The sequence below is a fragment of the Solilutibacter tolerans genome, assembly GCF_900155935.1.
Taxonomy (GTDB): domain Bacteria; phylum Pseudomonadota; class Gammaproteobacteria; order Xanthomonadales; family Xanthomonadaceae; genus Solilutibacter; species Solilutibacter tolerans.
In genome coordinates this window covers 159942-174380 of record NZ_FTLW01000002.1, presented here as the reverse complement: position 1 = coordinate 174380, position 14439 = coordinate 159942, and the positions used below count along the sequence as shown (strand labels likewise).

Here is a 14439-nt window from a genome sequence, read left to right as displayed (position 1 = left end):
GGCCATGCGCCGTAGAATGGCCGCCCTGATCCCTTCCCCCGGCAGCGCCATGACCTGGACCACCGACCTCGCCCGCAAGACCTATTCCATCCCGCACTGGGCGGATGGCTATTTTGATGTCGGCGACGATGGCCGCATCGTGGTGCGCCCGAAGAGCAAGGCCGGCCCGCAGATCGCGCTGGCCGAGGCGGTGGATCGCGCCCTGTCCTCTGGCGCGCATTTGCCGATGCTGGTGCGTTTTCCGGACATCCTGGGCGACCGTCTGGGCAAGTTGCAGGCGGCGTTCGCCCAGGCCCAGAAAGATTGGGAATACACCGGCGGATACACCGCGGTGTATCCGATCAAGGTGAATCAGCACGCGGGCGTCGCCGGCACGTTGGCCTCGCATCATGGCGAAGGCTTTGGTTTGGAGGCCGGCAGCAAGCCGGAGTTGATGGCAGTGCTCGCGCTCTCGCGCGCGGGCGGTCTGATCGTCTGCAATGGCTACAAGGATCGCGAATATATCCGTCTGGCGCTGATCGGCCGCAAGCTGGGGCTGGAGACCTTCATCGTGATCGAGAAGCCATCCGAGCTGCGCATCGTGCTGGAAGAGGCCGCTGCGCTGGATGTGGAGCCGGGCCTCGGCGTGCGTATGCGCCTGGCCTCGCTGGGCGCGGGTAAGTGGCAGAACAGTGGCGGCGACAAGGCCAAGTTCGGCCTCAATCCGCGTCAGGTGCTGGACTTGTGGAAGCACTTGCGTGACGCCGGCATGGGCCACTGCCTGAAGCTGCTGCATTTCCACATGGGCAGCCAGATCAGCAACGTGCGCGACATCTCCAACGGCATGCGCGAAGCGACGCGCTACTTCGTCGAATTGTCCAAGCTGGGCGCAAACATCACCCATGTCGATGTCGGTGGCGGCCTCGGTATCGATTACGAAGGCACGCGCTCGCGTTCGTACAACTCCGTCAATTACAACATCGCGCATTACGCCTCCAGCATCGTGCAACCGCTGGCCGAAGCCTGCGCGGACAACGAGCTGCCGCAGCCGCGCATCGTCACCGAATGTGGTCGTGCGATGACCGCGCATCACGCGGTGTTGGTGGCGAACGTCAGCGAAGTCGAGCAGGCGCCGGATGGCCGCGTCCCGCCGCAAAACGATGACGAATCACATCCCGTGCGCCAGTTGCGTGAATTGCACGATGAAATGAACGAGCGCCCGGCGGTCGAGGTTTTCCACGAGGCCGTGCAGGCGCATGCCGAAGGTCTGGCGCTGTACGCGCTTGGACAAATCGACCTTGTGCAGCGCGCGCGCATCGACGATCTGTTCTACGCGCTCGCCCATGCGGTGAAAACGCGGTTGACGTATGACGAAAAGAGCCATCGCGATTTGCTGGATGAGCTCAACGAGCGCCTGGTCGACAAATATTTCGTCAATTTCAGCGTGTTCGAGTCGATGCCGGATGTGTGGGCGATCGATCAGGTGTTCCCGATCGTGCCGATCGAGCGCTTGAACGAAGCGCCGACGCGCCGCGGCATCATCGCCGATCTCACTTGTGATTCGGATGGCAAGATCGATGTGTACGTGGAGAACGAAGATCTTGATACGTCATTGCCGCTGCACGAGTTGAACAAGGGCGAGAGTTATCGCCTGGGCTTCTTCCTGGTCGGTGCGTATCAAGAAATCCTTGGCGACATCCACAACCTGTTTGGCGATACCGACGCCATCGAGGTAAAGGTGGATGGTGATGATTGCCGCGTGGTGCAGCAGCGCCGTGGCGACACGACCGACGTGATGCTGGACTACGTAGGCTACAAGCTGGACGATTTGCGCCGCGCGTATCGCGCACGCGTGGGCGCAGCGGATCTCACCAAGTCCGAGGCAGCGCGCTTCAACGAAGCGCTGGAAGCTGGCCTGACCGGTTACACGTATCTGGATGACACGCCGATCGATTAAGCGATGCGCTCAACTTTCGCGATGGATCTGGAAGCCGGCAAACGATTGATTCACCGGCATCGTTTCGATGCGATTGATGTTGAGGTGTGCGGGTAGTTTCACCAACCACATCACTTGCTCGGCGATGTCATCCGCAGTGATCGGCGTGACGCCTGCATACAGCGTATCGCTCGCGGTTTGATCGCCGCTGGTGCGCACCAGGGTGAATTCGGTTTCGGCCATGCCGGGCTCAATGCTGGTGACGCGCACGCCCGTGCCGTGCAGGTCACTGCGCAGCCCCAGCGAAAACTGGGTGACGAAGGCCTTGGTGCCGCCGTAGACATTGCCGCCGCCATAAGGATAGGTCGCCGCGATCGAGCTGATGTTGATGATCATGCCGCGTGCCTCAATCAGTCGCGGCAGCAGCGCATGCGTCAAGGTGACGAGGCCGGTGATGTTGGTGTCGATCATCTGCCGCCATTGCACGAGATCCGCGCGCTGCGCGGGCGAGGTGCCAAGGGCAAGGCCGGCATTGTTCACTAACAGGTCGATGTGTGCAAAGCCTTCCGGCAAAGCTGCGATGGCTGCGTTGATCGCATCTGCGTCACGCATATCAAAGCTGGCGATGTGGACAGCATCACCAAACACATCACGCAATGATTGCAGGCGTTCAGTCCGACGGCCGGTGACGACGACGTGCCAGCCATCGCGCAGCAAGTGCTCCGCGATAGCGCGACCAAAGCCGGACGTGGCGCCGGTAACGAAAGCGGTTTTGGCAGTCATGGCAAGCGCTGTTGATGAGGTAACCGCATTGTAAGTGGCCGGGCTGGTTGCTCAGTCTGTATCGTCGCTGCGGCGACGGCCCGCGGTCTTGGTAGTGGTCTTTTTTCGCGTGGATGAAGCAGTTTTCTTCGGCGCGGCCCTCGTAGCCTTGCTGGTCTTGGGTGCGCGCTTGCCAGCCGTGACGGGCTTGGGTTTCAGCGTTGTCTTGCTCGCCGGGGCAGCGGTGGATTTCGCGGCCACGCGTTTGCGGCTGCTGCCTGTCTTGCCGCGCGTCTTCGCCTTGGTGGCGCGGTGCTTCTGTAGCATCTCCTCGGCCAGGACAACGTCCTCCGACAACAAGCCCGCGGCCTTGGCGATGGCGATGCGCGCTGCCGCCTTGTTTTCATCGGGGCTGGCGAGCAAGAGTTCACGGATCGCCTCACGCACGGCTTTCTCGGCGTTGCGGTTGAGCTGCATGTTTTCACCACGGCGCAGCAGCGCCATGATCGCGTCGACTACGGGTTTGATCAGTGCGGATTCGAGGGCCATGGTGCATTCTCCTGATGAAGGCAGTGTGCCGCATCGGCGTCGCACGCACTGCGAAGCCGCAAACAAGGAGTGCGATGAGTCACTTGGCTGAATTGGGATGGATGTCGATGTCCGATGGCGTCGCGCTGCGCACGCGCACCTGGCAGCGGAATGCTGACGTGCCCGCACGCGGCTGTGTGCTCATCGTTCACGGTATTGGCGAGCATGGGGAGCGATACGCGCACGTCGCGGATCAGCTAAATCGATGGGGGTTTGATGTCGTCGCCTTCGATCATTTCGGCCATGGCGAATCACCGGGCAAGCGCGGCACGCTGACGACACCGACGCGCCTGCTGGATGATCTGGCTGAAGTCGTGGACCACGTGCATGCTTCGATGCTGGAAGGTCAGCCACTGATCCTGCTTGGCCACAGCATGGGTGGCGCACTGGCCGCGCGCTTCGTGGCCGAGCGAATCCGACCGGCGGATGGTTTGGTACTGTCATCGCCTGCGATCGCTTCGGGCATGAAGGCATGGCAGCGAATGATGGCGAGTGCGCTTGCGAAGATCGCACCCGGCTTCACCATCGCCAATGGCTTGCCGTCAGATGCGATATCGCATGATCCGAATGAGGTCGCTGCCTATCGCGCCGATCCGTTGGTCCATGACCGTGTCAGCGGGCGCCTGGCGCAGTTTGTCGATGCATCCGGTGCGCCGGTATTAGATGCGGCGCCCGCATGGCAGGTGCAGACCTTGCTGATGTTCGCGGGTAGTGATCGCTTGGTTGATGCGCAAGGCAGTCGCCGCTTTGCGCGCATCGCGCCCAAAGAGATGGTGGTGGCGCAGGAGTTCCCACGTCACTTCCATGAGCTGTTCAACGAGCTTGATCGTGCGCCGGTGTTCGATACGCTTAAGCGCTGGCTGGACCAGCGCTTTCCCGCCTGACGTTGCCGTTTACTTGGCCTTGATCGCCACGGCCGGCAGGCCGCCGCTGGACAGCTTGGATTTCGCTTCCGCCAGATCAGAAGCGCTCGCGTAAGGCCCCATGCGCACGCGGTACATGGTCTTGCCGTTGATCGTGGCGGATTCCACGCGCGCGTTCAGACCCAGCAGTGCAACACGGGCCTTGACTGCTTCTGCATCGCCACTGGCCTGGAAGGCGCCGGCCTGCAGGATGTAGGGTGTGGATGCGGTGGCCGGCTTGCTTGCCGCTGGCGCCGGCGTGGCGCTGGGCTGCGGGGCGGCCTCGGGTTTAGTAGTGGCTGCACTCGCCACCTGGGTGGGGCGTGGGCTGGGCGAAGTGGTCGGCGCCGATTCGGGCAGAGGCTGAGGCAAGCCCGCTGCCGCCGCGGCAGCGCGTGCCTGCGCATCGGCGGCCTGGGTCGCGGCGTCCATGTTGGCTGCGGCCTCGGCGGTCTTGCGACGGGCTTCCTCGCGTGCGATGGCGGCGATCTGTGCGTCGGTCATCGCGACCTCTTCGCCCGGCAGCAGTTCGTAGAAGTCGAAATCGCCTTCCTTGTTCGTTTCAGCAGGTTTGGTCGATGCGGTCTCGGACGCCGATTCGGCTGCGACCGGCTCGAACGCCTCGTCCGTCTGCTCGTTGCCCTGCGGCTGCGCATCCGGATCGGCATGCGGAGCACCCATGCGGAAGAAGCCGCCTTCGCCTTCCTTCGACATGAATTTCGGCGCGATCAATATCACCACCATGGCCAGCAGCACGCCGATGACGAGCCATGCCCAGCCGGGCAATCCGTTGCTGCCACCGCCACTGCGGCGGGCCTGCGATCTTCCGCGACGTGCGGCCATCTTGAAACTCCTGCTTACATTTTCACGGGCGCTGACACGCCCAACAAATCCAGACCATTCTTGAGCACTTGCGCGGTGGCGGTACACAGCGCCAGGCGGGCATCGCGCTCGTCGCGATCTTCCACCAGCACGGGCTGGGCGTGATACGCGGTGTGGAAGGCGGTAGCGAGCTCACGCAGATATTGCGCGATGGAATGTGGCTCCAACGTGAGCGAGGCGGCCTCGACCACTTCCGGGTAGCGCGAGAGCTCGATCATCAGCGCCTGGCTGGCGTCGTCGGTGAGCTGATCCAGGTGCCTGAGGCCATTGGCGACATCGACGGTGTAGCCCTTTTCGGCGGCTTGGCGCAGCAGGCTGTGCACGCGGGCATGCGCGTATTGCACGTAGTACACCGGGTTGTCGTTGGACTGCGAGCGGGCGAGGTCGATGTCGAAGGTCAGTTGCGAATCGGGCTTGCGCGCGATCAGGAACCAACGCACCGCATCCTTGCCGGTCTCGTCGATCAAATCACGCAAGGTCACGTAGCTGCCGGCGCGCTTGGAGAGCTTCACTTCCTCCCCGCCGCGCATCACTGTGACCATCTGGTGCAGCACGTAATCCGGGTAGCCCTGCGGGATGCCGGCATCCAGCGCCTGCAGTCCGGCCTTCACGCGGGCGAGCGAGCCGTGGTGATCGGCGCCGAGCTCGGTGATGGCGCGCTGCCAGCCGCGCTGCCATTTGTTGCGGTGATAGGCGATGTCCGGCACGAAGTAGGTGTAGGTGCCATCGGACTTGCGCATCACGCGGTCCTTGTCGTCACCGAAATCCGTCGTGCGCAGCCACAGCGCGCCGCCTTCCTCGTAGGTGTGGCCGTGCTTGATGAGCTCGGCGACGGTGTCCTCGACCTTGCCATCGACATAGAGCGAGGATTCGAGGAAGTAGTTGTCGAAGCCGACCGCGTAGGCTTCCAGATCCGCGTTCTGCTCGCGGCGCAGCCACGCGACGGCGAATCGGCGAATCGCGTCGATGTCGTTCGCATCCTTCGCGCCGGTGATCGTCTCGCCTTCGACCTCCACGCTGTCGCCACGCAGGTAGGCCGCCGCGACATCCGCGATGTAGTCGCCGTTGTAGGCCTCGGCTGGCCAATCGGCATCGCCGGGGGCGTGGCCGTCGATGCGCGCCTTGACCGATTTCGCAAGGTTCTCGATCTGCACGCCGGCATCGTTGTAGTAGAACTCGCGCACCACGTTCCAACCGTTCGCGGCCAGGACGCGTGCGATGGAATCGCCGATCGCGGCGGCGCGACCGTGGCCGACATGTAGCGGACCGGTCGGGTTGGCGGAGACGTACTCGACGCCAACGGTTTGGCCCGTCCCGCTGTCGTTGCGGCCAAAGCCGTCGCCGTGCGCATGGACTGCGCGCACCACGCCATGCCAAGCGGCTGGCGCGAGATGGAAGTTGATGAAGCCCGGCCCGGCGATATCGACCTTGGCGATCGCGGCATCCGCCGGCAAGGCATCGACCAGCGCCTGCGCCAACTGACGCGGGTTGCTGCGTGCAGCCTTGGCCAGCGTCATCGCGGCATTGGTGGAGAAATCGCCATGGCTCGCGTCGCGCGGGCGCTCGATCACGAAATCGGGCGTGGCGGCGTCGGCGGGCAGGGTGCCAGTGGCACGGAGGTTGGCGATGCCCTGTTCGACCAGGGACTTGAGTTGGGCTTTCACTAAAACTGCAGCGCGAAGGTTTGGCCGCCTAGTTTACGGCAGGCGGGCAGGCCAGCTGGTAAACCGCAGGGCAGCGGACGACGCCTGGAGAACCGCCGCCCGCCGCCTTGCTCAAACCCAACCGCGTGCAGCCAGCGAGACGGGCGGCCCATCGGCGATGACGAAATGGTCCAAGAGGCGCACATCGACCAGAGTCAGTGCCTGCTTCAGGCTGGCCGTGACCGCGCGATCCGCGTGGCTAGGCTCGGGATGGCCGCTCGGGTGGTTATGCCCGACGATCACCGCCGCCGCGTTGTGCGCCAGTGCGCGGCGGACGACCTCGCGTGGGTGGACTTCAGTGCCGTCTATGGTGCCGGTAAACAATTCCTCGAAGGCCAAGGCGCGATGGCGGCTATCGAGGAACAGGGCGGCAAAGACCTCGCTGACGCGGCCGCGCAGGCGTTGGCCGAAGTAGCGGCCAGCGGCGGCCGGGTCCGACATCGCATCACCGCGGGCGAGGCCCGCGGCCATGAAGCGGCTGCACAGCTCCAGCGCGGCGGAGAGCTTGCAGGCACGCGCCGGGCCGATACCTTTCAGCTTCGCCAGTTCTGCGGGGGTGCGTTCCAACAGCACGCGCAAGGGGCCGTGTTCGCCCAAGATCCCGCGCGCCGTGGCGACGGCGTCTTCCCCGCGCAGACCGGAGCCGAGGAAGAGCGCGAGTAACTCGGCATCCGATAGCGCCACCGCCCCTTGCTTGATCAACTTTTCACGTGGACGTTCGTCACGTGGCCAGTCGCGGATGTGCATGCCGTCACCAATCGCTGGAATATGACGATAAAACTGCGCGCTCTGGTCAGCGAATGTCATCGGGGAAAAGCCGGTATCGGGTAAGCTGGATGCCCGAATCGGCGTAGGAATTCCCTGACGTGAGTGCGCCCCCTCTTCAGCGCGTGCTGCTTTGTGTCTGTGGCGGCGTGGCGGCCTACAAGGCGGTCGAAGTGGTGCGTCGCCTGCGCGACCACGGCATTGATGTGCAGGTGGTGGTGACCGAAAACGCCCAGCGTTTCGTCGGAGCGACCACGTTTCAGGCCGTGTCCGGGCATCCGGTGCGGACCAGCCTGTGGGATGAAGCCGCGGAGGCCGCGATGGGCCATATCGAGCTCGCGCGCTGGCCGGATGCCATCGTCATCGCGCCGGCGACCGCCAATACGCTGGCGAAACTGGCGCATGGCTTCGCCGATGACCTGGTGTCCACGCTGTGTCTTGCCACCACCTCGCCCATTTTCGTCGCCCCGGCGATGAACCACCGGATGTGGTTGCATGCGGCCACCCAAAGCAACATCGACACGCTGAAATCGCGCGGCGTGGTCGTGGTCGGGCCGGGCGTCGGCGCGCAGGCGTGTGGCGAGACTGGACCGGGCCGGATGAGTGAGCCCAGCGAAATCGTCGATGCCCTGGTCGGAGCGGCGCGGTGAGTTTGAACGGCAAGCAAGTGATCGTCAGCGCCGGGCCGACCTATGAAGACATCGATCCGGCGCGTTTCATCGGCAATCGTTCCAGCGGCAAGATGGGGTTTGCGATCGCTGCCGAAGCCGCGCGACGCGGTGCGGCGGTTGTGCTGGTCGCAGGCCCCGTGCATTTGCCTACCCCCGAAGGCGTCACCCGCATCGACGTGCGCAGTGCGGCGCAGATGCACGAGGCGGTGACATCGGCCTTGCCCGCATCGATTTACATAGGCGCAGCGGCGGTCGCGGATTTCACGCCGCAAGCGTTTTCCAGCGCCAAGTTGAAGAAAAAACCCGGTACCGAGACGTTGACGCTGGAGTTGGTGCGCACGCGCGACATTCTGGCCGATGTGGCGGCACATCCACTTCGCCCAAAGCGCGTGGTCGGCTTTGCCGCGGAAACCAACGACATCGAGCATTACGCACGCGGAAAACTGCAAGCCAAGCGTGTCGACATGATTTGCGCAAATCGCGTGGGCGTGACCGGCAGCGGCTTCGAGGCTGACGACAACGCGCTGCATGTGTTCTGGACACAGGGCGATGCAACGCTCGGCCCCGCACCAAAGGCGGAAGTCGCCGCTGTGCTGTTGGACCTCATCGACAAGGAACTCGATTGATGCATCACACCTTGCAACTGAAAGTGCTGGACGCGCGCTTTGGCGGCGAATGGCCGTTGCCGGCGTATGCGACCGAGGCGAGCGCGGGTCTGGATCTGCGCGCCGCGCTGGACGCGCCGCTGGTGCTTGAGCCTGGTGATACTGCCTTGGTGCCGTCGGGCATCAGTATCCACATCGCCGACCCGGCCTTGTGCGCGGTGATTCTGCCGCGCTCGGGACTGGGCCATAAACACGGGATCGTGCTCGGCAATGGCACGGGCTTGATTGATGCCGATTACCAAGGGCCGCTCATGATCAGCGTGTGGAACCGCGGCCGCGAGCCTTTTACGATGCAGCCCGGAGATCGCATCGCGCAGCTGGTTTTGCTGCCGGTGGTACGCGCCACGCTTCAGGTGGTCGATGAATTTGAAACCAGCGCACGCGGGACCGGCGGCTTCGGCCACACCGGCGTGCAATGACGGATGGAACCATGAGCGACAACAACAGTAAATCGCCAAAACTTTCCCTGCAGCTCGGCTCGCTGGATTCAGCGCGGCCTTTGCTCGCCGTTGCAGCGGGCTTGTTGGCTGCCTGGTTCCTGTGGGCAGGTGTCAATCAATGGCGCGCGAACTCGGCAGGCAAGACCCTGGCCGGTCAGCGCGACGAAGTGGCGCAGAAGGTCGGGCAAGCACTCACCCAGACCAAGAAGCGGGTGGCCGATGCCGCGGCGGCCCCGGCTGTGGTGACTGCCGCCGCCGGCACTGACCCGGCTGCGTTGCAAAGCGCGTTTGCGGCTGCTGCGAAGGGTGCGCAGGAAACCGAAATTTTCCCCGCTGACCTGCAGGCTGCATATGCAGGCCTGCCCGCCACCGGCTACGGCAAGCTGGCCGTGGTGGAGGCCGCGATTGCCAGCGGCAAGCCCGAAGTGCGCGTGGCGCGTGTGGGCAAAGGCAATGCATTCGTCGCCGCCGCGCCGCTGCCCAAGGGGCAGGTGGCTGTGGCCACGTATCCGCTGCAGCCGGTACAGGCGGCGATGGATGCAGCCAACTCGGGCAATGGCTATTTGGCGCTGCGGCAAGGCACTGCCACCATCTCCGAGAAAGGCGACAAGGGTTTGGTCGATGGCGCGGAATCCTTGGCTATCAAGGTGCCGGGCACGGAGCTGCGCGTGGCTGCCGCGGCTCCGACCGTGGGTGCGGGCCCATTCGGGTTGGGTGGCTTGGCCAGCCTGATCGCGGGTTTGTTGCTATTGGCGTTGGCCGCTGTCGCGCTGGCTTGGCCGAAATTGCGAGGCCGCCGAGTGGTTGTAGCCAGTGATGTGGGTGCACCGACCCTGGCCGAGGCCGTGGAAATCGAAGCCGCCGCCGCGCCGCCGCCGGTGGTGCCCGACTCCGTACCATTGGCTGCCATCGGTGACGTGCCACCTCCGTCGCCTGTGGTGCCTGACGATGCGTTGTCGGTGCCGGCTGTGTCCTTGGTGGATGTGCCGGCGGTCGATGCGGGCATCTTCCGCGCGTACGACATTCGCGGCGTGGTCGGGCAAACACTCAATACCGATGTTGCACATGCGATTGGCCAGGCGATCGGCACGCTGATGCAGGAGAAAGACCTGCAGCGGATCGTGGTGGGCCGCGATGGCCGCCTGTCCGGCCCGGAACTTGCCGGTGCGCTGATCGAAGGCCTGCGCAGCACGGGCCGTGATGTCACCGACATCGGCCTGGCGCCGACGCCACTGGTGTATTTCACCGCCGCGCAAGAAGAAGGTGGATCCTGCGTTGCCGTGACCGGCAGCCACAATCCGCCGGACTACAACGGCTTCAAGATCGTGGTCGGAGGCGAAACGCTTTCGGGCGCGACCATCACCAATCTGTACCAGCGCATCATCAGTGGTCGCCTGCATCGCGCGGCTCAACCGGGCCAGCTGGAAACGCGGCAGATGGCCCCGGACTACGTGTTGCGCGTGGCCTCCGACATCCAGCTCGCGCGTCCGCTGAAAGTGGTGGTCGATGCTGGAAACGGCGCAGCCGGCGAACTCGGCCCACGTGTGCTCGAGGCGATCGGCGCCGAAGTCATTCCGTTGTTTTGCGAGATCGACGGCACCTTCCCCAACCATCATCCCGACCCCAGCGAGCCGCACAATCTGGAAGATCTGCGCCGCAGCGTCGAGGAGCACGGCGCCGACATCGGCCTTGCATTCGATGGCGACGGCGATCGTCTGGGTGTGATTACGCCCGCGGGTGCCAACATCTTCCCGGATCGCTTGTTGATGCTATTCGCGGCCGACGTGCTTGATCGCCAGCCGGGCGCTGTCATCGTCTACGACGTGAAGTGCAGCGGCGCATTGATGCCGTTTATTTTGCGCCACGGTGGCAGCCCGCTGATGTGGAAGACGGGACATTCGCTGATCAAGGCGAAGATGCGCGAGACCGAAGCCGAGCTCGCCGGTGAAATGAGCGGCCACTTCTTCTTCAAGGAGCGCTGGTTCGGTTTCGATGACGGCATTTATTCTGCTGCGCGCCTGCTCGAAATCTTGGCCGCGCGCGAAGACGATGCCGATGCAGTATTTGCCGAGATCCCCGAAGGCGTCAGTACGCCGGAGCTGAAAATTCCGACCCCAAACCCGCATGCCTTCATCGAGCGCTTCGTCGCCCTGGGTAATTTCGAGGGTGCACGTGCCACCACGATCGACGGACTGCGCGCCGACTGGTCTGATGGTTGGGGGCTGGTGCGCGCATCCAACACCACGCCGATCCTGGTGCTGCGCTTCGAAGCCGATGATGCGGCGGCGCTCGCGCGCATTCAGGACGCCTTCCGTGCGCGGCTGCTCGAGTTGGATCCGGGCTTGTCGATTCCGTTCTGAGAAACGGGATCAGTTAGTCGCCGTGCGCCGGTTGATCAGCCGGCGGGCGGTGCCTGTATCGGAGTCAGTGTTGGTGCAGGCGCTTGCCCGGTCACCGGGTCCAGTCCCTTCGCCTTGCGATACCGGGTGAGAGCATCGTTGAGTTTGGCGTCAAGCTCGCCGCGCTCTTGCTGCTGCAAGCGATAGCTCTCCTGCGCATCCAATACCGATGCGCGCTGGGTCAGCACGTTTTGCGCGAGCTTGGCCGGCACCTTGCCGTTTTTCATCTCGACATCGGCGGCGGCCTGCAGCATCTGCAATAGGGCGCGGCGCTGGTTGACGATGGCCATCTTCGACGTCTTCAAGCCTTCATCCACCAACTCGTAGCGGATCTTGAAGGCTTGCCGGAGTGCGTCCTCTGAGTCGTAGGATTCACCCAGCGCGAAATCGCGGCGGGCCTCGGCGGCGGCCTGATCTGCCTTGGCTTGAGCCTCGGCTTGCAGGGCAGCTTGGGCCGCGCGTTCTTCGGCGGTCAGGGCGCGGTCGATGCGGGCACCAGGCAGGCCGCTCTTGCTGTTGATTTCGGTGCGCGCGCCGTCCACCGCAGAAGCGGGCAGGGCGTCACCGCAGACACGACGGCCACCCTCATTCCAGCAGTACAGCTTTTTCGCCGCCGAGCCCTGTTGCTGGGCGGAAACGGCAGTCGCGACCAAGAGCAGGCCCACGGTGCAGAGTTGAATGGATTTCATGAGCGTTCCCCCACAACAGGCTCAGGGCGTGGCGCCGAAACGTTGGCGGTAATTCGCCAGCGCTCCGCGATGGCCTTCAAGTTCCGGCCTTTGCGCGGAGAAATCAAGCAGATCGGACAGGCTTGCGACGGCGATCACGGGAATGCCGTGTTCATCGGCCACGCCTTGGGCGGCCGAGCGGCGATCTTCCTCGCTCACGATTTCCTGACGGTCCAGACCGATGACGATACCGGCCGGAACGCCGCCCGCCTCACGGATCAGGCTGAGCGCCTCGCGAATTGCGGTGCCGGCGGTGATCACGTCATCGACGATCAACACGCGTTGACCGGCCATCGGCGCGCCGATCAGCATGCCGCCTTCGCCATGCGCCTTCGTCTCCTTGCGATTGAATGCCACCGGCACGTCACGGCCATCGGCGGCCATCGCGCACGCGAGCGCTGTCGCCAGCGGGATGCCCTTGTAAGCCGGGCCGAACAGCACATCGAACTCAAGCCCAGCGGAGGTGATCGCATCGGCATATGTGCGGCCGAGCGTCGCCAGCGCAGCGCCGGAGTCGAAGCGGCCCGCATTGAAGAAATACGGACTACTGCGGCCGGACTTAAGAGTGAATTCGCCAAAGCGCAGGGCTTCGGCGCGCAGGGCGGCATCGAGGAATCGGGTGCGGTGGTCGGTCATGAGGCAGGTTGGAAGCGAAACATCACGAGTTGCGGGCCGGCGCGACCGCCGGGGACATACTGGCCATTGTGAATGAAACCGGCGCGTTGGTAGGTGGCGATGCCGATGCGGTTGCGTGCATGGACCACCAACGCCAGCAGGCGACGGTCGGGATGGCGCTTGTGCAAGTCGACGGCCATCGCGGTGACGGCGCGTGGGCCATGGCCATGACCCTGCTCACGATGATCGATGCAGAACGCGCGGATGCCGACGTGCGGGCTACCCAAATCGCGCCCTACGATGGCGTGGGGGGCGAAGTCGAGCCGATAGAAGCCGATCACGCGACCATTGCGCAAGATGGCCATGGGCTCCGAGAGTGGATCGTTTTCCGCATCCTGCAAGTTGAATGCGGTGTTGCCCACGTATTGCGCCTGCTCGGGCGTGACCTGTACTGCCCGCACGCCCGCGGCGAGCGTTGGCGTGACAGGTGCGACGTGAATCAAGACAGGGGCAGGCATCAACGGAACAGTATCTCGGCGTTGCTATCATCCTCCCACATCCTCATGGCGGCTTGCATGCGCATCCTCAGTTTCAATGCCAATGGCCTGCGTTCGGCGGCCAGCAAGGGTTTCTTCGACTGGTTCCGCGCACAAGACATCGATGTGATGTGCGTACAGGAAACCAAGGCGCAGGAGCATCAACTGCGCGGGACGCCGGAGCTCGACGAACAATTTCTGCCCGAGGGCTATCACGCCTACTTCCGCGATGCGACGACCAAGAAGGGTTACAGCGGCGTCGCCGTTTACTGCAAGCGCGAGCCCGACGAAGTGCGCACCTCATTGGGCCGCGAAGACTTTGACGAAGAGGGGCGCTACATCGAGGCGCGCTTCGGCAATGTGTCGGTGGTGAGCTTCTATATTCCTTCAGGTAGCTCGGGCGAAGTGCGCCAAGCGGTGAAGGAAGACGTCATGAAGTGGCTGGCGCCGATCCTGGATGAATGGCTGGCCAGCGGGCGCGATTACATCTTGTGCGGCGACTGGAATATCGTCCGCGCGAAGAATGACATCAAGAATTGGGCCGGCAACCAAAAGAATTCCGGCTGCCTGCCGCATGAGCGTGCGTGGCTGTCGGGAATGATTGATGACGATCGCGGTGATGGCTTGGTCGCACCTCGACAGGGCGGTTGGAAGGACAGTTTCCGTGTAGCGAAGCCCGATGCCGTCGAGTACAGCTGGTGGAGCCAGCGTGGTGCCGCACGCGCGAAGAACGTGGGTTGGCGTATCGATTACCAATTCGTCACGCCCAAACTTGCCAAAAAAATTCGCAGCGCCGAGATATTCCCCGAGCCGAAATTCTCGGATCACGCGCCTTATCTGGTCGATTACGACCAAGCCCTCTGAGCCG

General features: G+C 63.8%; 13 protein-coding genes and 1 pseudogene. 6 read left to right on the top strand and 8 right to left on the bottom strand.

The window, feature by feature from the left end; genetic code table 11:
• Window positions 1-49 precede the first annotated feature (49 nt).
• Window positions 50-1936: an arginine decarboxylase gene (gene speA, locus BW989_RS03970; RefSeq protein ID WP_076586418.1), complete on the top strand. Its 1887-nt coding sequence runs from the start codon at window positions 50-52 to the stop codon at window positions 1934-1936.
• Between the two features lie 9 nt (window positions 1937-1945).
• Here speA and BW989_RS03965 read toward each other — a convergent pair whose 3' ends face one another.
• Complete coding sequence (locus BW989_RS03965; protein WP_076585608.1) at window positions 1946-2698, bottom strand: SDR family NAD(P)-dependent oxidoreductase; 753 nt, start codon at window positions 2696-2698, stop codon at window positions 1946-1948.
• Window positions 2699-2749: 51 nt separating this feature from the next.
• Window positions 2750-3226, bottom strand: a complete 477-nt coding sequence (locus BW989_RS03960; protein WP_076585605.1) for a hypothetical protein — start codon at window positions 3224-3226, stop codon at window positions 2750-2752.
• 14 nt (window positions 3227-3240) lie between these two features.
• Between BW989_RS03960 and BW989_RS03955 the strand changes: the two genes are divergently transcribed.
• Window positions 3241-4149, top strand: coding sequence for an alpha/beta hydrolase (locus BW989_RS03955; protein ID WP_083688204.1), 909 nt, complete (start codon window positions 3241-3243; stop codon window positions 4147-4149).
• A 9-nt stretch (window positions 4150-4158) separates the two neighbouring features.
• Here the strand turns inward: BW989_RS03955 and BW989_RS03950 are convergent, their stop codons facing one another.
• From BW989_RS03950 to radC, 3 genes are all read right to left on the bottom strand, one after another.
• Window positions 4159-5010 carry an SPOR domain-containing protein gene (locus BW989_RS03950; RefSeq protein ID WP_076585603.1) on the bottom strand — a complete coding sequence of 284 codons (852 nt, stop codon included), beginning with the start codon at window positions 5008-5010 and terminating at the stop codon, window positions 4159-4161.
• A gap of 14 nt (window positions 5011-5024) precedes the next feature.
• Window positions 5025-6713 (bottom strand): arginine--tRNA ligase, encoded by a 1689-nt coding sequence (argS, locus tag BW989_RS03945; RefSeq protein ID WP_076585601.1) that lies wholly within the window; start codon window positions 6711-6713, stop codon window positions 5025-5027.
• A gap of 111 nt (window positions 6714-6824) precedes the next feature.
• Window positions 6825-7499: a RadC family protein gene (radC, locus tag BW989_RS03940; RefSeq protein WP_076586414.1), complete on the bottom strand. Its 675-nt coding sequence runs from the start codon at window positions 7497-7499 to the stop codon at window positions 6825-6827.
• A 143-nt stretch (window positions 7500-7642) separates the two neighbouring features.
• Here radC and coaBC point away from each other — a divergent pair.
• From coaBC to BW989_RS03925, 3 genes and pseudogenes are all read left to right on the top strand, one after another.
• A pseudogene (gene coaBC / locus BW989_RS03935) lies at window positions 7643-8814 on the top strand (bifunctional phosphopantothenoylcysteine decarboxylase/phosphopantothenate--cysteine ligase CoaBC).
• Window positions 8814-9272 carry a dUTP diphosphatase gene (dut, locus tag BW989_RS03930; protein ID WP_076585599.1) on the top strand — a complete coding sequence of 153 codons (459 nt, stop codon included), beginning with the start codon at window positions 8814-8816 and terminating at the stop codon, window positions 9270-9272. Before coaBC ends, dut begins: the two are co-directional and overlap by 1 nt.
• Window positions 9273-9283: 11 nt before the next feature.
• A complete protein-coding gene (locus tag BW989_RS03925) occupies window positions 9284-11653 on the top strand; it encodes a phosphomannomutase/phosphoglucomutase (protein WP_076585597.1) in 2370 nt (789 codons plus the stop codon).
• 35 nt (window positions 11654-11688) lie between these two features.
• Here BW989_RS03925 and BW989_RS03920 read toward each other — a convergent pair whose 3' ends face one another.
• Genes BW989_RS03920 through BW989_RS03910 form a run of 3 tightly spaced genes read right to left on the bottom strand, consistent with a single transcriptional unit; the run spans window position 11689 to window position 13553 of the window.
• Entirely contained in the window at window positions 11689-12381 is a 693-nt protein-coding gene (locus BW989_RS03920; protein WP_076585595.1) for a hypothetical protein, read from the bottom strand.
• A 21-nt stretch (window positions 12382-12402) separates the two neighbouring features.
• A complete protein-coding gene (gene pyrE, locus BW989_RS03915) occupies window positions 12403-13056 on the bottom strand; it encodes an orotate phosphoribosyltransferase (RefSeq protein ID WP_076585593.1) in 654 nt (217 codons plus the stop codon).
• A complete protein-coding gene (locus BW989_RS03910; protein WP_076585591.1) occupies window positions 13053-13553 on the bottom strand; it encodes a GNAT family N-acetyltransferase in 501 nt (166 codons plus the stop codon). Before BW989_RS03910 ends, pyrE begins: the two co-directional genes overlap by 4 nt.
• Before the next feature lie 57 nt (window positions 13554-13610).
• Here BW989_RS03910 and BW989_RS03905 point away from each other — a divergent pair, with 57 nt between their 5' ends.
• On the top strand, window positions 13611-14435 hold the full coding sequence (locus tag BW989_RS03905; RefSeq protein WP_076585589.1) for an exodeoxyribonuclease III: 825 nt from the start codon (window positions 13611-13613) through the stop codon (window positions 14433-14435).
• Window positions 14436-14439: the final 4 nt, after the last annotated feature.